Below are 26,379 nucleotides of genomic sequence, written 5' to 3' on the forward strand. Positions count from 1 at the left end.
AGAGTACTGCGGGGCCAGCCCGTGGGAGGCCAGGGCGCCGCTGACCGGTGGACGGCACCGAGCCGTGCGCTTGGACTGAGAAGGGGGAGGCCTCGCGGCCTCCCCCTTTTTTGCGTTTGGGCGTTGTAAACTTAAAGCCCCTACGGCTTAATTGTCTTTTCTATTTGAAGAAAATAAAACGAATGACCAGCGCGATTGCCGCGATGGCAATGATCAAGAGCGCGATTTGGAGCCGATGCTGTTTGCGTCGTCTGCTAGACGATATAAATATCGATTTTCCTTGCTTCGGCGTCTCTAAATAGCGGGCAGAATGCGTTAGGGTCTGCTTAGGGCGAGGCTCTCTTCGTTGTTGCTTAGCGGGTGTTTGGGCCTGCTCCTGGTTGCATGCGCTGTTTTTGGATAAGGGGGCATCTTTGAGATACGCCGATTCGCTCGGTGCGACGCCCATATGTTTGCGACCTGATTGAGATTCTTCAAGGGTTTGATAACGATTGCGAGTTACATATTCAGGCTCTGTATCGTCAATAGGCTCTTGGGAAATATGGGGACGATGGTAGCGTATGGTCTGCGGATAGGTTGATTTATCGTTCTGCATCTGATCATACGAATTGTCGGAGGCTTGATCGTCCATGATGCCCTTAGGTTGTCATTAATATTGTGTATACGCTCATTGTAAGCCCCAGCTTTGTTTAGCTAGGGCACATTTGGTATTTAAGGCGCGGTTCAAAGAACCTTGACCTCATTAAACCTTAGTCACACAGACTTAGATATGCTTATAGATAGAGACTCAAAAAACTTTATATCAAAATGTATATATAAGAAATGGATGGGCATATATTAAAGCGTCAAAAGAAGTCCCTGCCACCTAGAAGATGGCTCGGCAGTCCCTTAAAGGAGTGGTAGTCATGGCAAGCATGGTTCCTTATCGTTCGGTTTTTGGTGTTCGTCCCTCTGCTAGCTCGTTGTTCGATCTGTTTGATGATATGACCGATCTGGCAAACAACTCGATCGCCTCCAAGGCGTTTCCCGTTGATGTTGAGGACAAGGGCGACGGTTACGAGGTCAAGGCTTATTTGACCGGCGTCGCGAAGGACGACATCGACGTTGAGCTCAATGAGGGTCGTCTTTCCATTAGCGTGAATGTTGAGGAGAGCGAAGAGAACAAGGACAAGAACTACCTGCAGAAGGAGTTTTGCTCTTACAGCGCGACGCGCGGTGTGTACCTGAAGGATGCTTCGAGCGAGGGCCTTTCTGCAAAGTATGCTGACGGCATCCTTACCGTTACGGTTCCTAAGATTGTCGAGAAGAAGAACGTTACGAAGATTTTCATCGACTAACGTTATCGGCTATTAACATCGGTGCCTGAGTTAAGGGGGCTGGGAAGCGATTCCCGGCCCCCTTTTCTATTTGAGACAGCTTACTGAATGGTCATGGGCCGATATTGCCCGGCGGGACGTATTGTGAGTTTATGTGGCCCCTCAACGCGGGTGGCGGTGCTACCAAGCTCGTTGTCGAGTGTTGCCCCAAGTGAGCTTGCGTAGCTTTTGACGGTAAGGTTTGGGCGATTGTTGTCTTGGCTAATGTGCATCGCGATAAGCTGCTCGGTGCGATCGGTTACCAGCGCGCGTGCGGCCTCGGCGGACTGATCGTTGGAGAGATGCCCTTTTGCAGACAGGATGCGTTCCTGAAGAAAGCGAGGATAGTCTCCTTGACGCAGCATGGCTACATCGTGGTTGCTTTCGAGCGCAAGAATGCGACAGTCCCTGAGCGTATCGATGGCATGCTTCGACAACTCGCCGGTGTCGGTGGCAAAGCCAACCGAATCACCCTGGGTATCAAAACGGTAGCCGACAGGATTGACGACGTCGTGCGATGTCGAATACGTTTGAATGTGGACCCCGGCAATAGAGAGGGCGTCACCTGGGTCGAATTCCTCAACAGACAGATGTGCAAGGCTTTCCTTTGATGCGAGCGTGCCCCTGCTGGAAAAGACCGGTCCGTTCCAATGTTTACACCACACCTCAAGCCCCTTAATGTGGTCGCTGTGCTCATGGGTGACAACAAGGGCGGACACGTCGTCTGCCGAAAGGCCGAGCTCAGCCATGCGTTTGAGTGTTTCGCGGCGGGACAGTCCGTCATCGACCATAATGAGCCCCTGCGGGCCCTCGATGAGTGCGCAGTTGCCTTTAGAGCCGCTGCCGAGGATATGAAGGTGCAGGCGAGACATAAGATTCCAAAGGATACAATGAGTGCTGACGAATAGAGGAGGAAGCGAATGCCAACGGTATCACAGCATTACGGACACCATGCCGTACCTGGGGCAGTCGATGAGACCCGGACGAGGCAGCAGGCTGCTCCTGTGGTGCTCATGGTATCAGGCGGTGCGGACTCGACGGCACTGCTTCTTATGGCGTGCACATCAAAGCTGGATATCCAAGATGGACGCGGCGTTGCCCCCATTGCTCGCGAGCGCCTACATGTGCTTCATGTAAACCATCACCTGCGAGGCAAGGCGTCCGACGGCGACGAGGCCTTTGTGCGCGAGCTCTGCGCACAGTATGGCTTGCCGCTGTGCGTGGAGCACGCCTATTTTGATGGGGAGTCGGGCAATATCGAGGCGGCTGCGCGCGAGGTGCGTTATGCCGCGGCGCGAAGGTATGTTCGCGAGCTTTGTGCCAAGATGGGGGCGCCGAGAACGGCGGCGCGCATCTGCACTGCCCATACCTCTTCAGACCGCGCGGAAACATTTTTGATGAACGCCATTAAGGGGTCGGGCCCTGCTGGGCTCTCGAGCATTCCCCGCCGAAGGAATATTGTGGTACGCCCCTTGCTCGACCTAACTCATGGCGAGCTTGTGGGCTATCTGCAGGTGCATGGTCAGCCGTGGCGCGAGGACGAGAGCAACGAAGACATCACGTATCTGCGAAACTACGTTCGCCACCGGGTAATGCCAGTGCTGGCGCAGCGTAATGCGAGCGTGTGCAAGACGATTGGCGCCGCCTGTGAGATTTTGGGTGATGAGGATGCGTTTCTATCCCAGTTGTCGGCACAGGCGTTTCGAAGCTGCCTGCGCAAAGAGGCAGCGGGCGCGCTGGTGCTTGATGCCAGACGCCTTGCTGCGGCCGAGGTGGTAATCGCGCGGCGCATCGTGCGACTGGCGATTAAACGCATCGATCCGGACGCTCGCCCAGAGATGCGCCATGTGGAGCGAGTCCTCTCCTGTGTTGCCGAGGGTGCGGGTTCGGTTACGCTTCCGGCGGGGATTGACGCACGTGTTGAGTTTGGCATGCTGGCGTTTAAGGCGCCGGCGGCTCGTGAGGGCTTGGTTGCGGACTGGATTACCATACCCGGCCGTATGTCGTTGGGCGGGGGACGTATGCTGGTCACAGAAGCGATAGCCGTTGAGCCGGGATGCGATATCGTGCGCCGCGCCCGTGAGTTTGCGGCTGCTGGGGAAGTGGCAGCTTTGGTGGACGCGGCTGCCCTGGGTTTTGCCAACAGCGATAGCGAGCGGATCTTGGCGGGCTCGCGCGGCGAGGTTCCTGCCGAGGGGCGATTGGCGCGCCTGTGGGTGGACGGTCCCGCACCGGGAGACGTGATGTGCCCGTTAGGCATGAGTGGCCGAAGCAAGAAGGTATCCGACTTGTTGTGCGAGGCTCGTATTCCCGTTTCCGAGCGCACCGGCGTGCCTATGGTAAGGACGGCACCGGGGGGTGTCGTGGTGTGGGTCGCCGGAGTTCGCGCGGACGAACGCTTTAAGTGCACGGCGGCGACGCGTGTGGCCTATCTGCTTCGCGTGGTTGACGCGGATTAGCCCCTCGCACCAGTTTTTCTGTGCGGCGTTGACGGTATTCCCGCGCTGATGGTGCACGGGCTGGAAAAAATACCCCGTGCGCTGCTAGAATGTGTAGTTCGCGTCCATACGGCGGTGTGTGGGCGATTAAGCACAAGAAAGGGTTGTCATGGCTTCTCAACATCCGGATATCGAGAAGGTTCTGTTTACACAGGAGGATATCGACGGTATCGTCTCTCGCCTGGGCGAGGAGATTACGCGCGACTACGCGGGTAAGGATTTGGTGCTGATTGCGGTCTTGCGCGGCGCCGTGGTCTTTATGGGCGACCTGATGCGCAAGATTGAGCTGCCGACCAATATCGATTTCATGGCCGTTTCGAGCTATGGCGACGGTGTGAAGTCCTCGGGCATCGTGCGTATCATCAAAGACCTTGATATCGATATCCGCGGTCGTGACGTGCTGATCGTTGAAGACATTCTGGACTCGGGCCTGACGCTCAAGTATCTGATGAAGAACCTTGAGAGCCGCAAGCCCGCTTCTCTGGAGGTCGCCGCCTTCCTGTGGAAGGACGTTGAGGATCGCATCTCGGCCATTACGCCCAAGTATGTTGGAACCCATTGCCCCGATGCCTTTGTGGTGGGCTACGGCCTCGACTATGCCGAGCGCTATCGCAACCTTCCGTATCTGGGCATTTTGAAACCGGAGGTTTATTCGTAAGATGCCCGACGACCGTAACGACTACAATTCCCAGACACCCCGGGACCCTAAGATTCCGGGGATGCCCGGAGGCAAGAAACCCACACGTACGGGCTGGCTGTATTTTCTTTTGGCTTGCGCACTTCTGGGCTACGCCTTCTTTAATATGGGCTCCGGCTTTGCCAGCTCCAGCAATACCGTTAAGCTCGCGACGAGCGAGATGGTGAGCGCTATCAAGCAGGATCGCGTCGAAGATCTGACCTATACGGTTCAGGACGGAAGCGTGACGGGTCATTACTGGAAGGCGAAAAAGGACAAGGGCGACACGAGTGAGCTCAAGAGCTTTTCCTCGACCTATGTCGGCTCCGATTCGCTTGCCGAGCTCATGGCGGAGCATCCCGACACTAAGTACATCGTCAACACCAACGACCCCGATTTTTGGGGCGACTTGGCGATGAGCGTACTGCCGACGATTGCCCTGATCGCCATCATGTTCTACTTTATGCGCCAGATGATGGGCGCCAATAATAGGAACATGCAGTTTGGCAAGACCAACGCCAAGACCAACGAGGCTACGCGTCCCAAGGTCAAGTTCGAAGACGTTGCCGGCGTGGACGAGGCTGTTGAGGAGCTCGAAGAGATTCGCGATTTCTTAAGCGATCCGGACCGTTATCGCAAGCTGGGTGCCAAGATCCCGCGCGGCGTTTTGCTGGTGGGCCCTCCGGGTACCGGTAAGACGTTACTGGCCAAGGCCGTTGCCGGAGAGGCCGGTGTCCCGTTCTTTAGCATCTCGGGCTCTGACTTTGTCGAGATGTTCGTGGGCGTCGGCGCCAGCCGCGTGCGCGACCTCTTTAAGGAGGCCAAGTCTCAGGCTCCGTCGATCATCTTCATTGACGAGATCGATGCCGTGGGACGTCAGCGCGGAGCCGGTCTGGGCGGCGGTCACGACGAGCGCGAGCAGACGCTCAACCAGCTGCTGGTCGAAATGGACGGTTTTGAGGAAAGCGAATCGGTCATCCTGATCGCCGCGACCAACCGCCCCGATATTCTGGATCCGGCATTGCTGCGCCCCGGTCGTTTTGACCGCCAGGTTACGGTCGACCGCCCGGATGTGAAGGGGCGCGAGCAGATCTTGCGCGTGCATGCCGAGAACAAGCCAATGGATGAGGACGTTAAGTTTGAGAAGCTCGCCCAGATGACCGTTGGCTTTACCGGTGCCGATCTGGCAAACCTGCTCAACGAGTCCGCACTGCTTGCCGCTCGCCGTCATCGCTCCGTGATCTCGATGGACGAGGTCGAAGAATCGATGGAGCGCGTGATTGCAGGACCGCAGCGCAAGGGGCGCGTGATGACCGAAGCCGAGCGCACCACGATTGCCTACCACGAGAGCGGTCATGCTCTGGTGGGTCACATCCTGGAGCACTCCGATCCGGTTCACAAGATTTCGATTGTCAGCCGCGGTCAGGCTCTGGGCTATACGCTGCAGCTTCCGCAGGAGGATCACTTCCTCAAGACCAAGAACGAGATGCTCGACGAGCTTGCCGTGTTCTTGGGCGGTCGCGTTGCCGAGGAGCTCATGTGCGATGACATTACATCGGGCGCGAGCAACGATCTGGAGCGCGCGACCAAGATGGCGCGCGAGATGGTTACGCGTTTGGGCATGAGCGAGGAGCTGGGCACGCAAGTGTTTGGCGAGGCACAGCATCAGGTGTTCCTTGGTCGCGATTATGCCGATCACCAGGATTACTCCGAGGAGACGGCGCGCCGCATCGATATCGAGGTTCAGCGCATCATGCGTGAGGCCCATCGCCGTGCTGTTGAGATTTTGGATGCCCGTCGCGATCAGCTCGATCTGATGGCGAAGGTGCTGCTTGAGCGCGAGACCGTCGAAGGCGACGCCGTGAACGCCCTGCTCGACAACGACTGGGATGCCTACCTTGAGCGCGAGGGCGACATTCTGGCAGCCAAGGAGGAGCGCAACGCCAAGGCGGGCGGCGTGCCGACCAAAAAGCGCACGCCTCGTATGAGCGAGGAGGAGCTGGCGGCTGATGCCGCAGCTTTTGCGCAGGCGGCCATGCAGGAAGATGCCGAAGTCGCATCCGATAGCGCTGACGATGTCGAGGCTGCTGACACAAAAAAGGCCGATGGCGACACCGAGGCCGACGAGTAGTCTTTGTCGCGAGAGCCTCCGCGGGGAAACCTGCGGAGGCTTTTTTTGAGCGATATGGGGCCATCTGTTGATTGGGGACAGACTTAAATGAGCGTTTTCACGCATTTAAGTCTGTCCCCAATTAACATTGCTGCGGTACTTTGCTTGACTAAAGCGTACAATACCGCCTATGCGAAAGGGGAACAGATGATCAACGAAACCATGTTTGCTCGCGGCGCGGAAAGCTCTATCATCCGCGAGATCTTTAGCTATGGACTTGAACGCAAGGCACGGATCGGTGCGGAGAACGTATTCGATTTTTCGCTGGGCAACCCGAGTGTTCCGGCGCCCGCTGCCGTGGCGGAGTCCATCAAAAAGGCCTTGGAGCTGCCGAGCGACCAACTGCACGGATACACGCCCGCACCAGGCCTGCCGCAATGTCGTGTCGCTGTGGCCGAGTCGCTCAACCGTCGTTTTGGCACGAGCTATGAGGGTAAAGATGTCTTTATGACCGTGGGTGCGGCGGCTTCGCTCACCTGCACGCTCAACGCTGTTACCAACCCCGGTGACGAGGTCATTGTTATCGCCCCGTACTTTCCGGAGTATCGCGTGTGGATTGAGAAGGCCGGCTGTACGTGTGTCGAGGCACCCGCCGATGAAGACACGTTCCAGTTGAGTGTGGGCAACGTGCTCAAGGCGATTACTGATAAGACGGCGGCCGTCATTATCGACTCGCCCAACAACCCGACCGGTGCCGTATATACGCGCGACACGCTGACGCGACTGGCCAATATTCTGCGCGAGGTCAATGCCAAGCGTGATCCCGAGAATCCGATTATGCTCATCTCGGATGAGCCGTACCGCGAGATCGTGTACGGTGCCGAGGTGCCCTGGGTACCCTCAATCTACGAGAACACCGTCGTGTGCTATTCGTATTCCAAGTCGCTGTCGCTGCCGGGTGAGCGTGTGGGCTGGATCTTGGTTCCCAACACCAATCCGCAGGCTGCTCGCCTTATGCCGGCCGTCGCCGGTGCCGCCCGTACACTGGGTTTTGTGTGCGCACCGGCGCTCTTCCAGCGCGTGATTATCGACTGCATCGATGAGCCGAGTGATGTCGAAGCCTATGCTCGCAACCGAACGGCGCTCACCGACGCATTGGCGGAGTACGGCTACACCTACGTTGAGCCGGACGGCGCTTTCTATCTGTGGGTGAAGGCGCTCGAGCCCGACGCAAACGCTTTTTGCGAGCGTGCAAAGAAGTACGAGTTGCTCGCGGTGCCTTCGGATAGCTTTGGCATGCCGGGTTGGTTCCGCTTGGGTTATTGCGTGAGTTACGAAACGATTATCAATTCGCTACCCGCTTGGAAACAGTTGGCGGACGAGTATCGTTAAAAGCAGAGCGCTCTGCCTACAATGTTTTACGTGAAACGGGGTTTGGTGTTAAACCGGACCCCGTTGTCATGGACGTTGTGTCTTTGGGATGGAGCGGTTTTACGACTATCGAAGGCTATGCGTACAATGAATATACGCGACGGCCATACCAGATAAGGAGACCTGATGCCCTACCTGCTTTCCTGTGACATTCATACCCATACGATGTTCTCTGCGCATGCATATTCGACCATTGAGGAGAATGTGTACTGGGCGGCAGAGCGTGGCCTGCAGGTGCTTGGATCTGCCGACCATCTGAGCTCTATGGTTACGGCTTGCCCCAATGACCTGCGCAGTTACCAGTTCTTTATCAACCAGGATATATGGCCGCGCATTTGGAGCGGCGTGTTGGTGCTGCGTGGCGCCGAGGCCGATATCGTTTCGCTGGACGGAAGCCTGTTTGGCGAGGACACTCCTGTCACGCTCGATATTGCCGGCGATTCGTACAGCCGTCAGCATTCGCTGTTCGATCGGGTTACGCGTAATTTGGATTATTTGGTTGCAAGCGTGCATAATCCGCAGTTCGCTGAAGGCGCGACGCTGGCCCAGACGACCGAGATGTATATCAATGCCCTGGAGCACCCCAAGGTGTTTATGCTGGGGCATACGGGTCGATCGGGCGTGCCGTTCGATATCGACGAGGTGTTGCTTGCTGCTAAGGCTAAGCACAAGATCATCGAGATCAACAATCACAGTCTTGAGCATGGCGCGGATGCCGAGCATTGGGACGTGTGCCGCAAGATTGCCGAGCGGTGCGCCGAGCTGGGCGTGGGGATTGGCGTCTCGACCGATGCGCACATTGGTATGGCAATTGGTAAGCTCGACCAAGCGCGCAAGATGCTCGACGAGATTCACTTTCCGCTGGATTTGATCGTGACGCGCGACCGCGAGACGCTACTGCGCGAGATGGCGGCAGCCGGCGTGTGTGACCTGCGCAAGAGGATGTAGCGGAGTTCATAAACCAAGTAAGGGGGCGGCCCAGACGGGTCGCCCCCTTCTTGTACCGGTGGATTAGCGGCGCTCGAGGACCGCTACAGTTTCGGTGTGGTCGGTATGGGGGAACATGTCGACGGGCGTGATCTTGAGCAGGCGATAGCCACCGTCGAGGAGCTGGTGCAGGTCACGCTCTTGGGTCACAGGGTTGCAGCTGATATAGGTGATGCGGCGAGGCCTAAGCGCGCAGGCGGCTGCGAGGAACTCGGGGGTAGAGCCGGCACGCGGCGGATCGATGGAAAGGACGGTGACGCGCTCGTTGTTGTCGGCGGCATCTAGGATGTAGTCGGTGGCATCGTCGGCCATAAACCAGGCGCTGCGGGTAAGACCGTTGAGCTCGGCGTTGCGGCGTGCGTCGGCAATGCCCGCCGGGTTGCGCTCCACGCCAAGTAACATGATGCCGATGCCCTTGTTCTGAGCTTCTTTAGCTGCGCAAAGACCGATGGTGCCGCTGCCGCAGTAGGCATCCATGAGAACATCGCCCTGGTGCAGATCCATACCGTCGATAGCGAGCTGGTAGAGCAGCTCGGTCTGCTGCGGGTTGGTCTGGTAGAACGCAGTGGGGGAGATATCGAACTCGCAGCCGAGTAGCTGGTCGCGCATGCATTCAGCGCCATACACGATGTGGGTTTCCTCACCCAGGATGGCGTTGCCAGGGCGTCCGTTGATGTTTTGGGCGACGGTGACGATACGCGGATCGAGTGCGGCGATGGCCTCAAAGAATTCCTGCGCATGCGGCAGGTCGCGCTGGGCGGTAACGAGGGTGATCATGATCTGGTCGGTGCGCCAGCCGCAGCGAACGACGGCATAGCGAAGCAGGCCCAGATGCTTGTCCTCGTTAAAGGCGGGAATGTGCAGGCGCTCGGCCTCACGCGCAATGCCGTTAAGAATCTGACGGGCTCCCGGCGCCTCGACGGGGCATTCGGGAACAGCGACGATTCTGTGCGTGCCGCGCTCAAAAAAGCCGCAGCGGACAGCGCCCCCTTTGCCGGGGGCAAAGGGAGTGGCGGCCTTATGGCGAAAACCACGCGGCGCAGGATATTTGCCCGGGTCGCCCAGAGTAACGTCCATACCGCGAATGGGATCGACGGTTATGCCCTCACGCTCGCAAAGAGCAGCAAAAAGTTCATCCATAGCAGCCTGCTTGGCCGCCAGCTGCTTCTTATAAGGCCTGTTGAGCGCCGTGCATCCACCGCAAGCTTTCATGATGGAACAGGGCGACTTGGGATCAACGGCCTTATGAGCGGACCGGGACGACTCATTATGCGAGCGCTTGGAACGAGCTTGAGGCGCCTTATCCTCGCCCCGACGAGGGCTGGGACGCTTGGTCTTAGCCTTGCCCTTGGCCGACTTACCCTTCGTGTCCTGAGACGACTTGGATTTCTTGGAAGATTTTTTCTCTTCCGACCCCTCAGCCGCCTCGATCAAAGCACGACGAGCCTTACGCTCCGCACGAGATTCTGCCATGAAGTAACCCCACTAATTTATAAATTGAAATCTGAAAGCATTGTACCGTGCCAGGCCAGCGGACGATATGCAAGCGCCCATTTCATGTCAGTGATAAGTCCAACAACGTTTGCCCGCCGGGCGCCGGGGCAGGGGTTAAGTTTATCGCGAGTTCCGCACGAACAGGAGGCCACTTAATGTGGCCTCCGTCGTGAGCAGGACTGTAGAGCAGGAAACTTAACCCCCACACCCCTCACGCGGCGGGCAAACTCGCCTTGTGCTCTATCACGCTAAAGTGTATGATTCTGAACGTTACATGACTCACTTTACTTAGCTAAAGTGCCATCAAGGGGGAATACCATGAATACCGATATGTCTCGTCGTCAGTTTGTTGGTCTAGCCGGCTCGCTCGCCACGGTGCTTGGCCTTGGTCTTGTCGGCTGCGGCGGCGGTGCCGACAAGGGTTCCACTGCCGGCTCTGCTGCGGCAAAGGACGCCAAGGGCGCTGTGGAGTCTAAGAAGCTCGTGGTGGGCTTTGACAAGTCCTATCCTCCGTATGGCTTTGTGGGCGACGATGGCGAGTACACCGGCTTTGATCTCGATTTGGCCAAGGCAGTTGCCGATAAGCAGGGCTGGGAGGTCAAGTACGAGGCCATCGACTGGGACGCCAAGGACACGCTGCTCAACTCGGGTGCCATCAACTGCATCTGGAACGGCTTTACCATGGAGGGCCGCGAGGACGACTACACGTTCTCCGAGCCGTACATGCTCAATGAGCAGGTGCTGGTGGTCAAGAAGGATGCGGGCATCAAGAGTTGGGACGACCTTGCCGGCAAGACCGTGATTACCCAGACCGATTCTGCCGCGCAGGATGTGCTAGAGGGTGACCAGAAGGATCTGGCGGCGACGTTTGCCACGCTCGATACCATCGGCGAGTACAACACGGCTTTTATGCAGCTCGAGAGCGGCGCGGTCGATGCGGTGGCTTGCGACCTTTCGATCGCCCAGTATCAGCTTGCCGCCAAGCCCGATGCCTATACGCAACTTGACAAGCCGCTGTCCAGCGAGCACTACGCCGTTGGCTTTAAAAAGGGCGACACCAAGTCGGCCGACGCCGTGACCGAGTCGCTCAAGGCGCTCTATGAGGACGGTACAGTCAAGGACCTGTGCGACAAGTATGCGAGCTATGGTCTGTCCTTCGATAACTGGGTTTTGAAATAGCCACAGCACCCAACCTTGCGGCTCCAACCCTCCTCGCGTACCAAAGTACGCTTCGTCGGGCTTGTCGCTCGCAATCTTGGGCACTGTGCCTATTTCAATTAACACCTGCTGTTCTGTTGCTGTGAAAGAGAGCTTGGGTTGTCTATTCAGGTCATGATGCAGATGCTTGGCCAGGGTTTCTTGGTCAGTTTGCAGTTGTTTGTGCTCACGCTGTTGGGCTCGATTCCCTTGGGAATTCCCGTGGCGTTCATGCGTATGAGCAGAATCGCGCCGCTGCGTTGGATTGCGCGCATCTACATTTCGGTCATGCGCGGTACGCCGCTCATGCTGCAGATGTTTGCCATCTACTTTGCTCCGTATTATGTCTTTGGTATTTCGCTCACGCCCGATTCCAAGTGGACAGCGTGCGTCGTGGCATTCATCATCAACTATGCCGGCTACTTTGCCGAGATCTATCGCTCGGGTTTGCAGTCTATCCCGCGTGGTCAATATGAGGCCGCCGAGGTGCTGGGTTACTCACGCCTGCAGACGTTTTTGTACATTGTGATGCCGCAGGTCGCCAAGCGCATTTTGCCGGCGATGGGCAACGAAATCATCACGCTGGTCAAGGACACGTCGCTGGCGTTTGCCATCGGCGTGGGGGAGATGTTCTCGACGGCCAAGGCACTGGTTGCCTCGCAAGTGAGCATGGTGCCGTTTGCGATTGCGGCACTGATCTACTGGGTCTTTAACTTTGTGGTCGAGATGCTGCTGGGCGCCGCCGAAAAGCGACTTGACTACTACCACGACTAGCCTGTTCCGTCGTGCTTTTCAACACATGGAGGTTCCCGTGTCCGGAACGGTAATGAATATAACGAGCGCGCGCAAGGCGTTTGGTGGCAATGAGGTGCTCAAGGATATCTCGCTCGAGGTAAAGCGTGGCGAGGTCGTGGCGATTATCGGACCTTCGGGCGGCGGTAAGTCAACGCTGTTGCGCTGCGCCACGCTGCTCGAGACGCTTGACGGCGGCTCGCTTTCGTTTGGTGATCTAGCCGTTGCGACGGATGCGGGATCGGGCACGGTGTATGCGAAAGGCGATGTGCCCAAGCAGGCGCGCTCGCGCTTTGGCCTGGTGTTTCAGAACTACAATTTGTTCCCGCACTATACCGTGATGAAAAACATTACCGACGCTCCGATCCGCGTGCTCAAGCGCCCGCGCGAGCAGGTCGAAGCACGCGCGCGTGAGTTGATCGCGCAGATGGGGCTTACGGGCAACGAGAACAAGGTGCCATGCGAGCTTTCGGGCGGTCAGCAGCAACGTGTGAGTATTGCGCGCGCCTTGGCGCTCGATCCAGAGATCTTGTTCTTCGATGAGCCGACCTCGGCACTCGATCCCGAGCTAACGGCCGAGGTGCTGCGCGTCATTAAAGACCTTGCCGCGCAGAATATGACGATGGTGATCGTGACCCATGCGATGCAGTTTGCGCGCGATGTTGCCGATCGCGTGGTCTTTATGGACGGCGGTCGCATTGTAGAGGAGGGTCCTGCCGAGCAGGTTATCGGCCATCCGCGCGAACGGCGCACGCGCGAGTTCCTGAGCCGTATCGAGGGCTAGGCTCAAGTAGACATTGAGGCGAAGCCGCTGCAGGTCTTATGGCCTGTGGCGGTTTTTATTTGCGCCGATGGGGCTTAATAACCGCCTCAGGCGTTTGCCCCCTCCTCTCGCCGTCCGTATTCATACGTGCGCCGAAAGGTGTGCATGGACAGTCGCCCGCGAGGGTAGGGTGGTGGCATAGGACATTTGGAGGGTGAGCCGGATCGGCTGCCGACCATGCTGCTCCCGGGACGGCATCGACCGCGAACTCTCCCCGTTGGCGTCGCGCATTGCGCGCGGCCCTGCAAGGAGGTCATCATGGGTGCTCCCAAGACCGGTAATGTAAGGAACGTGGTGCTCGTAGGCCAAGGTGGGGTGGGCAAGACTTCACTCGCCGAGGCCATGCTCCACCTTTCCGGCAAGACCGCCCGCCTGGGCGGCCACGACGGCACCAAGCCCACGCTCGACTATGACCCCGAAGAGGTCAAGCGTGCGTTTTCCATCTCGACGACCATTGCACCGATCGACTGGAAGGGTGCGCGCATCAATGTGCTCGATGCCCCGTGCTACCCCGATTTTATCGGCGACGCCTTTGCCGCGATGAGCGTCTGCGAGACGGCTCTGTTTGTGGTCGACGCCGAGGCCGGCCCGCAGCCTACGACGGTTAAGCTCTGGTATGCCGCCGAGGACTTGCGTCTGGCGCGTGCGGTGTTCGTAAACCGCCTGTCGCGCTCCGAGGCCAGCTTTGCGACCACGATGGACCTGCTGCAGGAGCGCTTTGGCACGCGCCTGGGCGCCGTGACCCTTCCCTGGGGCGAGGGCGAGGACTTTGACGGTATCATTGACCTGGTGCGCATGAAGGCGCGCCATTGCAACGGCGCCGAAGCCGTTGAGTCGGAGATTCCCGAGGAGTATCGTGCCCAGGCCGAGGAGGCCCATGACCATCTGTGCGAGCTGGTGTCCGAGGCTGACGACGAACTGATGATGAAGTACTTGGAAGGCGAGGAGACGCTGACGCAGGAGGAGCTTGAAGGCCTGCTGTCGAAGGCGATCGCCGAGCGCATCTTTGTGCCGGTCTTTGCGGGCGATTGCATTAAGGAGCAGGGCGTCAACTCGCTGATGGACGACATCGCCACGTACTTCCCGGCGCCGACGGACTACGGCGAGATGCCGCTCATCGACGGTGATTCGCTCAAGATTTCGAGCGATGATGACCGCCCGGTGGCGTTTGTGTTTAAGACCCTGGCCGATCCTCAGCAGGGTCGCATCAGCTTCATCAAGGTGCTGACGGGCACGCTTGAGCCGGGCCTTGAGCTGATCAACGCGCGCACCCGCAAGAGCGATCGTCTGGCTCACCTGTATGTGATGTGCGGCCGCGACATGACCGAGGTCGGTCACGCCTATGCCGGCGATATCATCGTGGCGCCCAAGCTGGCGGCCGAGACGGGCGATACGCTCTCGATTACCGGCAAGGTCGAGGCTGCGGCGTTTAAGTTCCCCAACTCTCAGTACCGCATCGCCATCGAGGCCGAGAATCGCGGCGACGAAGAGAAGCTCTACACGTTTATCGAGAAGGCATGCAAGGCCGATCCGACCATGAGCATCGACCGCGACGAGGAGACCGGCCAGACCATCATTTCGGCGGTGGGCGAGGCGCAGGTTTCGGTCCTGCTCAATCGTCTTGAGGACCGTACCAAGGTCGCGGCCAAGAGCGTGCCGATTCGCATCCCGTATCGCGAGACCATTCGCCGCACGGCAACTGCCCAGGGCCGCCACAAGAAGCAGACTGGCGGCGCCGGACAGTATGGTGACTGCTGGCTGCGCGTAGAGCCGCTCATTGGGCCCGACGGTACGAGCGACGGCTATGAGTTTGTGGACGAGGTCGTAGGCGGCCGCATTCCGCGCTCGCTCATTCCCGCCGTGGACAAGGGCGTTCAGGAGACCATGAAGGACGGCATCATTGCCGGCTACCCGCTTACGGGCATTCGCGTGGCTGTGTACGACGGCTCGTATCACAGCGTCGACTCCAACGAGATGGCGTTCCGCGCGGCGGCTCGCATCGGCCTGCGCAAGGCATGCGCCGACGCCGACCCGGTGGTGCTGGAGCCCATCGAGGAAATCACGGTGACTATTCCCGAGAGCTACGCCGGCGCCGTGATGGGCGACATCTCGGCCTCGCGCGGTCGCGTGACGGGTATGGAGACCGATGAGCGCGGAGACACCGTGGTCATCGCTCAGGCGCCTCTCGCCGAGCTGACGGATTACTCGACGCGTCTGCGCTCCATCACGCGCGGCACGGGCGACTTTACCATGAAGCCTGCGGGCTATGAGCAGGTGCCTTATGACGTTCAGGCCAAGCTGGTCGAGCGCTATGAGGAGGGCCGTGCCAAGTAGCGTTGGGCGTTGCCTGTAACATACATGCCGATGCAAGGGCCGCTCTGGCCAATCCAGGGCGGCCCTTTTTGATCCCTGGGGGATGGAGGAAAACGGTTCATTTTAAGTTTTGGGGCAGCTTGGCCGGCCCTAGTCTCCCGAGGCCTGATTGCGGCCGGTAGCGTAGTCGATCTGCACATGCGGCTGCAGGTTGTAGCAGTACACGTGGAAGCACAGGGTCTTGCCGTGGTCCTCGACCGATTGCGCCTCAAGACGCACGCCACGGCAGACGAGTTCCTCTTCGTTGTACATGGGCGTGACACGGTAGAGCACATGGTTGCCCGTCTCGCGGATGTAGCCGAGAATCTGCTCCTCAAATGGCAGCATGCCCGTTTCGTTGAGATAACGCGTGCCGGTGAGGAGATTCTTGCGGTTGGCGTTTTCGCCGCAGAGCGACCAAGCGATGAGATGGCAGCGGTTGTAGAGGCTCTGGCCCGGAATAAAGTCGTAGCGCTGCTGGCGCCATCCAGCGGGATGGATACGCGAGATATCGCCGCGCTCGCCTTGACCGAGCGATTCGGGGCCCACGCAAGCGAGCGCTTTGCGGGTGCGGCCCAGGCTGTCGAGCTTGGAGAACTTCTTAAAGCAGCCCTCTTCGGCGGCGTGCTCGTATTCATCGAGCGTGAATGATGGTGTGCCCAACGGGTGCGTGCTGTCGGCTCGCAGGGCAACATAGGGGTTGCCCGCGTAGTCAGGAATGCTGCTGAGGTATACGCCGCGGGCGCGGTCGAGATTGGGGTTTTCGACCTCGTCGATGGGGGTGGCGGCGCTGTCCGCGGAAGCGTCATCACCGGTGTCGGGTGCGACGGAATGTGGCTTGTCGCCAGAGTTCGGGCTGTTTTGGGAGTCTGTGGAGTTTGCCGTTCCCGATTCGAGTCGGGCAACCAGGTCTGCCTCGTCGTCGGTGCGGCTGGGACTCTCGTCTTGCTTCTCGGCCAGAGCCGCCGCCTGTTCATCACTTTGCGGCGAGAGCAGTCTGGGCGCCCCGTCGAGCGATCCCGTAAACAGCGCAAATCCCAGCACCACAGCGGTGCCGATAGAAAGTGCTTGCTTGTAGGCGGACTTGCGCGACATGGTGACTCCTGGACGGACGGTTGGGAGTCTACCAGTCTAGCAGGAGCCGGCAGGGGCCGTTCTGTCGAACAAATACTTAAGATTTGGGACAAACGCTACGGATTCATTTGCCTCATATGGAGCTGCAGCGGTTATACATGTGGGGCTATTCGGCGTTTCCCCAGATAAAACCTGCCAAAATAAACCTGTCCCTTTTTGGCAGGCTAATCGTGAGTTATTTCACCGCAACTTAGGGCACGGTTAGGAAGTGTGCACCTTAAAGAGTGGAGCCCTTGATTAGAGAGATTGCGCTCGTCTCTCTAAATATCTCTTTAAAGAGAAGGTCAGTTAAAGAGATAACATTAGGAAATCTAGCAGTGAATTTGATGCAACTCTCTAAATTTCTCTCTAAAATAAGATGCCTATCTCTCTAAAGTTAGAGAGATATACTATACTTTAGAGAGATAAATCTATCGTTTTAGAGAGACGGAATGCCAATGCTGCTGGATGAACCTCTTGGCCTTATTGTTGAGCGTCTTCGCAGGCGGGGGACTGATGACGAATCGGTAGAAGTTAAAGCCTGCACGAATAAATTGAGCGCAGACGTATGGGAGACAGTGAGCGCTTTTGCGAACACTGCGGGTGGGCTCATTATTTTGGGCCTGAACGAAGCCGAAGGATTTGTTCCTTCGGCTCACTTTGCTATCGATAGGGTGCGCGATCAGTTTGTTTCGGGTATCGGAGACGGAGGCTCAGCGGCGGTGGTGACCCATGCGCCGCGGTACGAGCTTGATCGAGGCGAGGTCGACGGGCTCCAGGTGCTTCTGGTGCGCATCTTTGAACTTGAGCTTAAAGCGAAGCCTTGCTATATCGGCGCGCGCGGCGTGCAGAACGGTAGCTACAAGCGCGTGGATGATAAAGATATCAAGATGTCACCCGCTGAGCTATATGAGCTGCAGAGCGCGTTGCTTCCGAGCGATGCAGACGGTACGGTGGTTTCGGAGGCAACGGTCGAGGATTTGGATCCAGATGTCGTGCGGTCTATTATCGCAAATCGCCGGCTGCAGACCCCGCGCGTTTTGCGCGGGGCCGATACGCTGGAAAAGCAGCTGGTCAGACTCAATATCACTACAAAGGATGGCGCCGTGAAGCTCGCGGGGCTTCTGTCGGCGGGAATTTACCCCCAGCAGTTCTATCCCAAACTGATGATCGATGTCGCCGTTCATTCCGATGTGGAAAAATCTGCACCCGGGCAACCCCGGTTTATTGACCGCCAGTTGTGCGATGGCCCGATTCCGGCTTGCATCGAAGATGCCCTTGCCGCGATTGGACGAAGCTTGCGCAAAGCGACGATAGTGCAAGGCGCTGGCAGAAGGGAGGATTGGGAAGTTCCCCAGGAGGTTTTGCGCGAGGCCTTGGCAAACGCCTGCATCCATCGAGAATATTCGCCCATGTTTGTGGGGCAGGCCGTGAGTGTCGATATCTATCCAGACAGAATAGAGATCAAAAACCCCGGTGGGCTTTGGGGTGGAAAGACGGTGGACAATCTTGCAGACGGGGAATCGCGCTGCCGAAACCCAAAGCTCATGAGCCTAATGGGGGCGACGCCGTTAGAGCATGCCGAGGGGGCCGTTGCAGAAAGCCAGGGATCTGGTATCCCGGCTATGATTCGCGAGATGGAGTCTCGTTCGCTTGGAAGGCCGAAATTTATCGTTAAGGCCGATTCGTTTACGGTGCTGCTTTCCCGGCACGGGGCGGAGCTTGCTGAAAACCGCACGTGGATTCAGAGCCATGTGGGCACCGAGCTGACGGATCGCGAGGAAACATTGCTCATGTTTATGCGGGAGCATGGGTGCGTATGCGATGTTCAAAAAATACGAGAGGCCCTGAAGTGGGATTCGGATGACATTCGCCTGATCTGCGGGGATCTTGTCGATAAACATGTCCTGTCAAAATGTGGCAAAGACACGTTTGAGATTATCGATATGAGCAGAGAACCGTCAGCTTCGACGGCGGATAGGATCCTGGAGGCTCTCAGCGCCGAAGTGGATATGACGGCGCGAGAAATAGCGGTTGCATCGGGGGTCAAAATTTCGTCCGTCCGCTACCATCTGCCAAAAATGGCGGATAAAGGGCTCATCGAAGTAATGGGTTCATCGACGAGCCGCAACCGCCGCTATCGGAAGAAGTAGATGCAGCCGAATGCCCCTCTATCGTCTCTCGAAGTTTGATGGGTGCTAGAGGGGCGACTGCCTCGCGATATTTTCCCAAGATAAAACCTGCCAAAACAAACCTGTCCCTTATTGGCAGGTCTGCGGGTTAATGCCCGCCAAACGAAGTTGCGGTGGAATAGTTCCTGTTTGGGCCCGATGGGCCGCAAAACAGGAACTATTCCACCGCAACTCTTCGGGATGCGCTACTGGTTCATGTTGCCGTGGATGTAGGGGGTGACCTCGGGGGAGATGTGGGCGCAGCCCAGCTCGCGCAGCGCGGACTCGATGGCGGCGGGCAGCGGGGTCTTGCCCTCGGCATTGACGGTAGCACCGCCGAGAGCGGCAATCTTGGCGACATCTGCGTGAGCGGCTTCGATACGCATGCAGCCGCCGACCAAGCGCGCGCGAACCTGCGACAGACCAAGATCGTGCAGGTAGTCCTCGCAGGCGCGGATTAAATCGACCTTCTCGTGCGTAAGCTCCTCGCCTGTGGGGACGCGCGTGGCAAGACAGGCTCCCGCCGGCAGGCTCCAAACGGGATAGCCCCATGCGCGCAGCAGCTCGCGCTCTTCGTCCTTGGTAAAGCCGACCTCCATAAGAGGGGAGCGTACGCCGAGCTCTTTGGCAGCGCGCATGCCGGGACGGTAGTCACCGCGATCGCTTGCATTGCTGCCATCGATGACGGTGGGAAAGCCGAGCGACTTAGCGTGGTTGACGATGGCGGTAAAGCCGGCGTGCTTGCAGTGGTAGCAACGGTTGGCGTCGTTGCAGGCTACTTGGGGGAGCTGCAGCTGATCGACCGAAAGATTGAGCACGGGGAGCTTAAAATGCGGTCCCTCATTGGTTTGCCTGTCAACGGATCGCTCAAACGAGGTCTGTTCGGGCGTGCCGATGAGCGGCGTGGTGAGGTGAACGAGAAGCGTGCTGGCAGGCATGATGCGGGCGCAGACCGCGGCCAAAAAGCTGCTGTCGACGCCACCGGAAAAGCCGATGGCGACGCGTCCGTATGCCAAAAGCAGCTGTTCGAGCGCCGCGAGTTTGTCCTGAAGCTCCTTTGCAGGTGCGATAGTGTCTGAAAGCATAAAACAATCCTTACCATTGAGTACTCGGTCGAAAACTATAATCCTATCGGACTGCTCGTCATATGACTTCTGCCTATGTAACGATAGTGCAATATGCTATATACGTTATATACAAGTTTGTAAAGTGCGCTAGAGTGGCCGTAATGCAATCCGGTGAGGGGACCGATATGATCAAGACTGTAATTTTTGACATGGACGGAACGCTGGTCGATACCGAGCGTTTGGGCATCAAGGCATGGAAGGCGGGCGCTGCCGAGCTGGGGGTCGCGATTGATGATGCGCTGATCCATCAGTTTATCGGCCGCACGCTGCCCGATGTCATGGACATCCTTGATAAGCATTACGGCAGCCATGAAACCACCGAGGCGATCTATGCTCGCCACAAGGAGATTCGCGACGAGATGGTCAAGACCGATTTGGAGCTTAAGGCCGGTGCCGCCGAGTGCATAGGCGAGCTGCTGGCTTCGGGCTATCACGTGGGTCTAGCGACGTCGTCGCGCCTCGCTACGGCCGAGCGCAACCTTAAGATGGTCGGCCTTTTTGACAAGTTTGAGACGGTGACCTGCGGCGAGGACGTCGTGCACGGCAAGCCCGACCCCGAGATGTATCTGCTTGCCTGCGAGCGCGCGGGCTTCGCCCCCGAGGAATGCGCCGTGGTCGAGGATTCGCGCAACGGCTGCGTCTCGGGTATTACGGCCGGCTGCCATGTCTTTGCCGTCCCCGACATTGTGCCGCTGCCGCAGAATGTGGTGGATGGCTGCGAGGCCGTGCTCGATACGCTGTTCGACCTGACGGCGGCGGTCAAGGCCGTGCGCTAGACAGCTGCGGCGTTGAAACGGGCAATTGCCCACATTTACGCTTAAGCATAAGGGGTCCGGCAATGGCCGGGCCTCTTTTGCTTAAGCTGCGTTTTGGCATACTGGTCGACGTGCTATAGATACGCGCCCAGGTTGATGGCGGTGGCTTCGGCTTGGCTGCCCGCCTGGGTACTGGCGCGCTCTAAGAGGAACGGCCGCACGAGTTCCTGACGGTTGATGTCCTCGGCGGCTGTGACCTCGGTGACGGTGCGTGCGGCGGAGCCGATACGGACGCGTTTGGTTTTTGTCGGCGCCTTGTTCTCGATTTGCTCCACGAGCAGCTGCACGCCCTTGCGGCCAATTTCGTAACCCGGCGGTGCAACTGTGGTGAGAGGGACCGACCCGCTCCATGCAAGCGGGTTGCCGTCGCAGCCGGCCACGCGAACTTGCTTGGGGACGGAGATGCCTTTGTCGATCAACGCTGAGATAACACCCGAGGCCAATACGTCGGTTAGGCCGATGACAAAATCCGGACGCTCGTCAGCAGAGCGCTCGGCAATCTGGGCGCCGATGCCGTAACCGTCGGCAGCGGTATTCCATTCTCCGGCGTCAATGACCTCAATTTTGATGTCGGGATGAAGGGCGAGGGTCTTGTGAATGCCAAGCACGCGCAGGGTGAGCTGCATAAATGCCGCTCTGCCCACAACGGTGATATGGCGTGCGCCGCGGGCAATGGCGAGCTCGGCGATAATGCGCCCCTGTGCCTCGTTGTCGGCGGCCACGTAGTAACCGGGCTCGGAACAGTGGATGTCCAGATGGACAATCGGCACGGGCATCTTGGTCATGGCGGGGTGCCAATTGGGGGATGCCATGGGCTGAACCATGACGCCGGACATCTGCGTGCCCATAAAATAGCGCAGGTAGTGGTCTTCGAGGATGTCGTCGTTATCGGCGTTGGCGATAAGCAGGTCGTAACCGTGCTTGCGGGCCTCGTTATGGGCACCGCTGGCAATTTGGAGCGAGAAGCCGTGGTCGAGACGGGGGAGGACCAGGCCAAAGGACTTGGTGGTGCCTCCTGCGAGCTGGCGGGCGCTTTGGTTGGGCAGGTAGCCAAGGCGATTGATGGTCTCGTTGATGATTTTGAGGGTCTCGGGGCGCAGCTTTTCGGGATGGTTGAGCGCGTTGGATACCGTGCCCAGCGAGACCCCTGCCTCGCGTGCGACGTCGCTGATTTTTACCTTTGCCATAGCGGCCCCTTTGATGCGTTTCAAGTACAAGCCAGATTGTAGCATCGCCCGTCCCTAGGGTGTCAAAACCTGCCAATTAGGGACAGGTTTATTTTGGCAGGTTTTATCTGGGGAAACGCTATTGCCAACGCGACCACCACGAAGGGGAACAGGCACCTTTGTGGTGGTTTGGACCGGCTGAACGTGTGTGCATCGGGTGGTATCTAAGTTGAGATACCACTTCTGGTATATCAGCTTGCGCTTGCGTGAGTACAATACTCGAACGTTATACGTCTCAGCGCCCCTTGTGCGTGGACGTTTTGCAGTCACGCGAGCGAAGGGATTTATCCTATGTGCGGAATTGTCGGCTACACCGGCTCTGATATTGCAAAGAACATCCTTGTCACGGGCCTTAAGCGTATGGAATATCGCGGCTATGACTCCTCGGGCGTCGCACTCGAGGTGGGCGAGGGCACGGCGGCTCACCTCGACGTCATTCGCCGCGTGGGCAAGGTCGCGGGCCTGGAGAGCGAACTTACCAATGTCGACAGCGACGCCACCTGCGGCATCGGCCACACCCGCTGGGCTACCCACGGCAAGCCCTCCGTTGTCAACGCCCATCCCCACACCAGCTGCGACGGTCGCATCGCCATCGTCCACAACGGCATCATCGAGAACTTCGCCGAGCTGCGTGAGGAGCTGGAGGGCCGCGGCCATCACTTTAAGAGCGAGACCGACACCGAGGTCTTTGCGCACTTGATCGAAGAGGCCTATGCCGAGACACACGACCTGATGGCTTCTGTGCGCGAGGCCTGCACCCACGTGGTGGGCGCCTATGGTTTGGCCGCCGTTTCTGCCGATGAGCCCGGAGTGATCGCCGTGGCCCGCAAGGACTCCCCGATTGTGGTCGGTGTCGGCGAAACCGGCTCCTACGTTGCCTCCGACGTGATCGCGCTTATCGATGCCACCCGCGATGTCGTGGTGCTCGAAGACGGTCAGTTTGCCAAGCTTACGCCCGCAGGCGTCGAGTATACCGACGAGGCTGGCAACGTGATTGAGCCCAAGCTTACCCATATCGACTGGGACCTGGATATGGCCGAAAAGGGCGGTTATCCCGACTTTATGCTTAAGGAGATCCATGAGCAGCCTCGCGTCGTGCGTGATACCCTGGTGGGCCGCATGACCCCCGCCGGTGAGCTCGATATCGACGAGCTGGGCCTTTCGCTCGAGGAGCTCAACGATATCGACCGCGTGTATGTGATTGCCTGCGGCACCAGCTACCATGCCGGACTTATCGCCAAGAACCTTATTGAGGGTTGGGCTCGTATTCCTACCGAGGTCGAGGCGGCAAGCGAGTTCCGCTATCGCAACCCCATCATCACGCCGACGACGCTTGTCGTGGCCGTGTCCCAGTCGGGCGAGACGGCCGACACCCTTGCCGCCATTCGCGATGCACGCATCAAGGGCGCCAAGGTCTTTGGCATCACCAACGTGCTGGGCAGCCCGGTGGCGCGCGAGAGCGACGGCGTTATCTACACCAAGGCTAACAAGGAGATTGCGGTTGCCTCGACCAAGAGCTTCATCGGTCAGGTCGTGAGCCTTACGCTTTTGGCCCTGCTGCTGGCGCAGGTTAAGTACCGTCTGACCACCAAGCAGGCGCGCATGCTGTTCCGCGAGCTTTCCGATACGGCCGAGCAGATCCAGTGGATCCTGGATACGCAGACCGAGGCCGTGCACGAGGCCGCGCTTGTCTGCAAGGACGCGCAGTCTGCGCTGTTCGTGGGTCGCGGCATGGGAGCCGCCATTTCCTACGAGGGCGCGCTCAAGCTCAAGGAAGTCAGCTACCTGCATGCCGAGGCATATGCTGCCGGCGAGATGAAGCACGGCCCTATCGCGCTGATCGACCCGGGTTTCCCCGTTATCGCGGTTGCAACCAAAAGCGCAACATACGACAAGACGGTGTCGAACCTCATGGAGTGCAAGGCGCGCGGCGCCAAGGTCATCGTCGTTGCTACCGAGGGCGACGAGGAAATCAACAAGATCGCCGACTGCATCATTCGCGTGCCGGCCGTCCGCGACGTATTCAGCCCCATCACGGCGAGCGTTCCGCTGCAGCTGCTCGCCCGCGAGGTTGCCATCCTGCGCGGTTGCGACGTTGACCAGCCCCGCAACCTGGCCAAGAGTGTCACAGTAGAGTAATCGAGTTCCTACGTCCTAACAACTAAGGCCCGGCTTCGTTGCAGCGGAGCCGGGCCTTGTTGCATTTGCCCAGGTAAAACCTGCCAAAATAAACCTGTCCCTTTTTGGCAGGTTAGCGGAGCTTGCTGGTCTCGAAGTACTCGGGATATTGGTCCAGGACCTCGGTCTGGTTGCGGAACATCATATGCAGGTGCTTGCTGACCAAAAAGCTTGCCTCGATAGGATCGCGACCGGCGATGGCGCGGCGGATTTGCTTGTGCTCGTTAACAATCTCCTGATTGTCGAGCGCCTGCGTAGCGGCGCGCAGCCAGCGGAAGCGCTCCAGGTCGGCATTGGTCGCCTCGAGCCACGACCACACGGTGCTGCGGCACGCGATGCTAAAGATCATGCGGTGCATGAGGTTGTCGCTTAAAAAGAAGCCGATGCGGTCCTCTTCGGCCATGGCTTTTTCCTGCAGCGCGATGGCTCGGTCGAGCTGCTCGATGCCTACCGAGGTGGCACGGGCGCAGCACTCCACAATCACCTGCTTTTCCAGGTGTTCGCGAATGTAGCAGGCACTCTCGGCAAGGGTGAGGTTGATGGGCGAGACATAGGTGCCGCTTTGGGGCACGGTGCGCACTAGGCCCTCTTGCGCCAGACGCACCAGTGCCTCGCGCACAGGGGTGCGCCCCATATCTAGGTCGTCACAAAGCTGCTTGACGCCCAACTTTTCGCCCGGCTTGTAGTCCAGGTAGACTATTTTGCGTCGAATGGTGTGGTAGGACTGGTCCTGTAGGCTCGTTTCCTGCTCGCCGACGTGCATCGATTCTTCCATAGTGCCTCGCAACTGTTCTATCACACTCATATGTCAATTGTTAATTATGCCGCGAATCAGCTCTCCGCGCTGGGTAATTCGGTTGTTGCCCGAGGACTATTGCGGCATCTTAGTCTGTTTTTGCGTATGGCTGTGCTCGATGTTGCCGTATCATAAGCCATCGCAAACGTGAAATAGAAAGAAGGAATCCCATATGCAACTGGTAAATATCGTACGCGAGCGCTGGAAGGGTGTCTTGTTCTGCCTGATCATCGCCATCCCTGCGTCGTTGCTCGGCAAACAGATTGAGGTGGTCGGTGGGCCGGTATTTGCCATCCTCTTTGGCATGGTTCTGGCGCTCGTCTTTCCCAAGAATCGTCGCGAACAGCTCGCCGCCGGCGTCACCTATACGTCTAAAAAAGTCTTGCAGTACGCGGTTATCCTGCTTGGCTTTGGCATGAACCTCTCGCAGATTCTGTCCAAAGGCGCCCAGTCGTTGCCGATTATCGTGGCTACGATCTTGACCTCGCTCGTCATCGCCTTTGTGCTCTGCCGCGTTATGAACGTGCCGGGCAAGATCGCGACGCTTGTGGGTGTGGGTTCGTCGATTTGCGGCGGTTCCGCCATCGCCGCGACCGCGCCCGTCATCGATGCCGACGATCGCGAGATTGCCCAGGCTATTTCGGTCATCTTCCTGTTTAACGTTATCGCGGCGCTCGTGTTTCCAACGCTTGGAGGCATGCTTGGGCTGACCAACGAGGGCTTTGGCCTGTTTGCCGGTACCGCTATCAACGACACCTCGTCTGTAACGGCTGCGGCGAGCGCCTGGGACAGTATGCATCCTGGCGCCAATGTGCTCGAGAGCGCTACGGTAGTCAAGCTCACCAGGACGCTGGCCATTATTCCCATCACGTTGGTCCTCGCATGCTGGCAGATGCATCTGGCGCGCAAGGCCGGCGGCGACGCCAAAAGCACGTTCTCCCTTAAGCGCGCGTTTCCCATGTTTGTGCTGTTCTTTGTGCTGGCGAGTGTGGTCACCACAGTGTTTCAGCTTCCCGCGTCCGTTACGGCGCCCATCAAGGAGCTGTCGAAGTTCTTTATCGTGATGGCCATGGCGGCTATTGGCTTTAATACCGATATCGTCGAGCTGGTCAAAAAAGGCGGCAAGCCCATCGCATTGGGCTTTTGCTGCTGGATTGGCATTGCGTGCATGGGTTTGGGAATGCAGCACGTGCTGGGAATCTGGTAGAGAAGTAGCCCATTTACGTGCTGGTTGCCGG

21 protein-coding genes are annotated in these 26,379 nt (G+C 58.3%); 14 read left to right on the plus strand and 7 right to left on the minus strand.

Annotation, left to right across the window (positions count from 1 at the left end; genetic code table 11):
* Positions 1-160: 160 nt before the first annotated feature.
* Entirely contained in the window at positions 161-631 is a 471-nt protein-coding gene (locus ACTQ05_RS07610) for a hypothetical protein (RefSeq protein ID WP_154517745.1), read from the minus strand.
* A gap of 274 nt (positions 632-905) precedes the next feature.
* On the opposite strand from ACTQ05_RS07610, the gene ACTQ05_RS07615 reads away from it, so the two are divergent.
* Positions 906-1,337, plus strand: a complete 432-nt coding sequence (locus tag ACTQ05_RS07615) for an Hsp20 family protein (protein ID WP_427728790.1) — start codon at positions 906-908, stop codon at positions 1,335-1,337.
* A gap of 80 nt (positions 1,338-1,417) precedes the next feature.
* On the opposite strand, the gene ACTQ05_RS07620 is transcribed toward ACTQ05_RS07615, so the two are convergent.
* Entirely contained in the window at positions 1,418-2,227 is an 810-nt protein-coding gene (locus ACTQ05_RS07620; protein ID WP_441538649.1) for an MBL fold metallo-hydrolase, read from the minus strand.
* Between the two features lie 48 nt (positions 2,228-2,275).
* On the opposite strand from ACTQ05_RS07620, the gene tilS reads away from it, so the two are divergent.
* The 5 genes from tilS to ACTQ05_RS07645 all read left to right on the plus strand — a co-directional run bounded on the left by tilS (position 2,276) and on the right by ACTQ05_RS07645 (position 9,018).
* Complete coding sequence (tilS, locus tag ACTQ05_RS07625) at positions 2,276-3,814, plus strand: tRNA lysidine(34) synthetase TilS (protein ID WP_441538651.1); 1,539 nt, start codon at positions 2,276-2,278, stop codon at positions 3,812-3,814.
* Positions 3,815-3,962: 148 nt separating this feature from the next.
* A complete protein-coding gene (gene hpt / locus ACTQ05_RS07630; RefSeq protein WP_154517754.1) occupies positions 3,963-4,511 on the plus strand; it encodes a hypoxanthine phosphoribosyltransferase in 549 nt (182 codons plus the stop codon).
* Position 4,512: 1 nt separating this feature from the next.
* Positions 4,513-6,660 carry an ATP-dependent zinc metalloprotease FtsH gene (gene ftsH, locus ACTQ05_RS07635; protein WP_441049310.1) on the plus strand — a complete coding sequence of 716 codons (2,148 nt, stop codon included), beginning with the start codon at positions 4,513-4,515 and terminating at the stop codon, positions 6,658-6,660.
* 186 nt (positions 6,661-6,846) lie between these two features.
* Positions 6,847-8,031 carry a pyridoxal phosphate-dependent aminotransferase gene (locus tag ACTQ05_RS07640; RefSeq protein WP_441538653.1) on the plus strand — a complete coding sequence of 395 codons (1,185 nt, stop codon included), beginning with the start codon at positions 6,847-6,849 and terminating at the stop codon, positions 8,029-8,031.
* A gap of 165 nt (positions 8,032-8,196) precedes the next feature.
* Positions 8,197-9,018: a phosphatase gene (locus tag ACTQ05_RS07645; protein ID WP_154517764.1), complete on the plus strand. Its 822-nt coding sequence runs from the start codon at positions 8,197-8,199 to the stop codon at positions 9,016-9,018.
* Positions 9,019-9,081: 63 nt separating this feature from the next.
* Here the strand turns inward: ACTQ05_RS07645 and rlmD are convergent, their stop codons facing one another.
* A complete protein-coding gene (gene rlmD, locus ACTQ05_RS07650; RefSeq protein ID WP_441538655.1) occupies positions 9,082-10,530 on the minus strand; it encodes a 23S rRNA (uracil(1939)-C(5))-methyltransferase RlmD in 1,449 nt (482 codons plus the stop codon).
* Positions 10,531-10,869: 339 nt separating this feature from the next.
* Between rlmD and ACTQ05_RS07655 the strand changes: the two genes are divergently transcribed.
* The 4 genes from ACTQ05_RS07655 to ACTQ05_RS07670 all read left to right on the plus strand — a co-directional run bounded on the left by ACTQ05_RS07655 (position 10,870) and on the right by ACTQ05_RS07670 (position 15,697).
* Complete coding sequence (locus ACTQ05_RS07655) at positions 10,870-11,730, plus strand: transporter substrate-binding domain-containing protein (protein ID WP_441048882.1); 861 nt, start codon at positions 10,870-10,872, stop codon at positions 11,728-11,730.
* 138 nt (positions 11,731-11,868) lie between these two features.
* Positions 11,869-12,522 (plus strand): amino acid ABC transporter permease, encoded by a 654-nt coding sequence (locus ACTQ05_RS07660; RefSeq protein ID WP_154517772.1) that lies wholly within the window; start codon positions 11,869-11,871, stop codon positions 12,520-12,522.
* Positions 12,523-12,559: 37 nt separating this feature from the next.
* Positions 12,560-13,324 (plus strand): amino acid ABC transporter ATP-binding protein, encoded by a 765-nt coding sequence (locus ACTQ05_RS07665; RefSeq protein ID WP_427719752.1) that lies wholly within the window; start codon positions 12,560-12,562, stop codon positions 13,322-13,324.
* A gap of 297 nt (positions 13,325-13,621) precedes the next feature.
* The gene (locus ACTQ05_RS07670) at positions 13,622-15,697 is read left to right on the plus strand and encodes an elongation factor G (protein WP_154517778.1); all 2,076 of its coding nucleotides are present in this window, start codon (positions 13,622-13,624) and stop codon (positions 15,695-15,697) included.
* Positions 15,698-15,826: 129 nt separating this feature from the next.
* On the opposite strand, the gene ACTQ05_RS07675 is transcribed toward ACTQ05_RS07670, so the two are convergent.
* The gene (locus ACTQ05_RS07675) at positions 15,827-16,810 is read right to left on the minus strand and encodes a DNA/RNA non-specific endonuclease (RefSeq protein WP_441538658.1); all 984 of its coding nucleotides are present in this window, start codon (positions 16,808-16,810) and stop codon (positions 15,827-15,829) included.
* Positions 16,811-17,280: 470 nt separating this feature from the next.
* On the opposite strand from ACTQ05_RS07675, the gene ACTQ05_RS07680 reads away from it, so the two are divergent.
* The gene (locus ACTQ05_RS07680) at positions 17,281-18,981 is read left to right on the plus strand and encodes an ATP-binding protein (protein WP_441538659.1); all 1,701 of its coding nucleotides are present in this window, start codon (positions 17,281-17,283) and stop codon (positions 18,979-18,981) included.
* A 224-nt stretch (positions 18,982-19,205) separates the two neighbouring features.
* On the opposite strand, the gene ACTQ05_RS07685 is transcribed toward ACTQ05_RS07680, so the two are convergent.
* Positions 19,206-20,084 carry a hypothetical protein gene (locus ACTQ05_RS07685; RefSeq protein WP_441538661.1) on the minus strand — a complete coding sequence of 293 codons (879 nt, stop codon included), beginning with the start codon at positions 20,082-20,084 and terminating at the stop codon, positions 19,206-19,208.
* Positions 20,085-20,251: 167 nt separating this feature from the next.
* Between ACTQ05_RS07685 and ACTQ05_RS07690 the strand changes: the two genes are divergently transcribed.
* Positions 20,252-20,902: an HAD family hydrolase gene (locus tag ACTQ05_RS07690; RefSeq protein ID WP_441538663.1), complete on the plus strand. Its 651-nt coding sequence runs from the start codon at positions 20,252-20,254 to the stop codon at positions 20,900-20,902.
* Between the two features lie 113 nt (positions 20,903-21,015).
* Here the strand turns inward: ACTQ05_RS07690 and ACTQ05_RS07695 are convergent, their stop codons facing one another.
* A complete protein-coding gene (locus ACTQ05_RS07695; RefSeq protein WP_441538665.1) occupies positions 21,016-22,128 on the minus strand; it encodes a LacI family DNA-binding transcriptional regulator in 1,113 nt (370 codons plus the stop codon).
* A 330-nt stretch (positions 22,129-22,458) separates the two neighbouring features.
* Here ACTQ05_RS07695 and glmS point away from each other — a divergent pair, with 330 nt between their 5' ends.
* Positions 22,459-24,306 carry a glutamine--fructose-6-phosphate transaminase (isomerizing) gene (gene glmS, locus ACTQ05_RS07700; protein ID WP_427728812.1) on the plus strand — a complete coding sequence of 616 codons (1,848 nt, stop codon included), beginning with the start codon at positions 22,459-22,461 and terminating at the stop codon, positions 24,304-24,306.
* Between the two features lie 112 nt (positions 24,307-24,418).
* Here the strand turns inward: glmS and ACTQ05_RS07705 are convergent, their stop codons facing one another.
* Complete coding sequence (locus tag ACTQ05_RS07705) at positions 24,419-25,120, minus strand: GntR family transcriptional regulator (protein WP_427719781.1); 702 nt, start codon at positions 25,118-25,120, stop codon at positions 24,419-24,421.
* Positions 25,121-25,313: 193 nt separating this feature from the next.
* On the opposite strand from ACTQ05_RS07705, the gene ACTQ05_RS07710 reads away from it, so the two are divergent.
* Positions 25,314-26,348, plus strand: a complete 1,035-nt coding sequence (locus tag ACTQ05_RS07710; RefSeq protein WP_427719780.1) for a YeiH family protein — start codon at positions 25,314-25,316, stop codon at positions 26,346-26,348.
* Positions 26,349-26,379: the final 31 nt, after the last annotated feature.

This window comes from Collinsella sp. LCP21S3_A9 (genome assembly GCF_052118785.1).
In the GTDB taxonomy this organism is placed as follows: Bacteria; Actinomycetota; Coriobacteriia; order Coriobacteriales; family Coriobacteriaceae; genus Collinsella.

Coding starts and splice junctions, on each gene's coding strand:
- ACTQ05_RS07610 (WP_154517745.1), bottom strand. CDS start 631: ATGGACGATCAAGCCTCCGACAATTCGTATGATCAGATGCAGAACGAT.
- ACTQ05_RS07615 (WP_427728790.1), top strand. CDS start 906: ATGGCAAGCATGGTTCCTTATCGTTCGGTTTTTGGTGTTCGTCCCTCT.
- ACTQ05_RS07620 (WP_441538649.1), bottom strand. CDS start 2,227: ATGTCTCGCCTGCACCTTCATATCCTCGGCAGCGGCTCTAAAGGCAAC.
- tilS (WP_441538651.1), top strand. CDS start 2,276: ATGCCAACGGTATCACAGCATTACGGACACCATGCCGTACCTGGGGCA.
- hpt (WP_154517754.1), top strand. CDS start 3,963: ATGGCTTCTCAACATCCGGATATCGAGAAGGTTCTGTTTACACAGGAG.
- ftsH (WP_441049310.1), top strand. CDS start 4,513: ATGCCCGACGACCGTAACGACTACAATTCCCAGACACCCCGGGACCCT.
- ACTQ05_RS07640 (WP_441538653.1), top strand. CDS start 6,847: ATGATCAACGAAACCATGTTTGCTCGCGGCGCGGAAAGCTCTATCATC.
- ACTQ05_RS07645 (WP_154517764.1), top strand. CDS start 8,197: ATGCCCTACCTGCTTTCCTGTGACATTCATACCCATACGATGTTCTCT.
- rlmD (WP_441538655.1), bottom strand. CDS start 10,530: ATGGCAGAATCTCGTGCGGAGCGTAAGGCTCGTCGTGCTTTGATCGAG.
- ACTQ05_RS07655 (WP_441048882.1), top strand. CDS start 10,870: ATGAATACCGATATGTCTCGTCGTCAGTTTGTTGGTCTAGCCGGCTCG.
- ACTQ05_RS07670 (WP_154517778.1), top strand. CDS start 13,622: ATGGGTGCTCCCAAGACCGGTAATGTAAGGAACGTGGTGCTCGTAGGC.
- ACTQ05_RS07675 (WP_441538658.1), bottom strand. CDS start 16,810: ATGTCGCGCAAGTCCGCCTACAAGCAAGCACTTTCTATCGGCACCGCT.
- ACTQ05_RS07680 (WP_441538659.1), top strand. CDS start 17,281: ATGCCAATGCTGCTGGATGAACCTCTTGGCCTTATTGTTGAGCGTCTT.
- ACTQ05_RS07685 (WP_441538661.1), bottom strand. CDS start 20,084: ATGCTTTCAGACACTATCGCACCTGCAAAGGAGCTTCAGGACAAACTC.
- ACTQ05_RS07690 (WP_441538663.1), top strand. CDS start 20,252: ATGATCAAGACTGTAATTTTTGACATGGACGGAACGCTGGTCGATACC.
- ACTQ05_RS07695 (WP_441538665.1), bottom strand. CDS start 22,128: ATGGCAAAGGTAAAAATCAGCGACGTCGCACGCGAGGCAGGGGTCTCG.
- glmS (WP_427728812.1), top strand. CDS start 22,459: ATGTGCGGAATTGTCGGCTACACCGGCTCTGATATTGCAAAGAACATC.
- ACTQ05_RS07705 (WP_427719781.1), bottom strand. CDS start 25,120: ATGGAAGAATCGATGCACGTCGGCGAGCAGGAAACGAGCCTACAGGAC.
- ACTQ05_RS07710 (WP_427719780.1), top strand. CDS start 25,314: ATGCAACTGGTAAATATCGTACGCGAGCGCTGGAAGGGTGTCTTGTTC.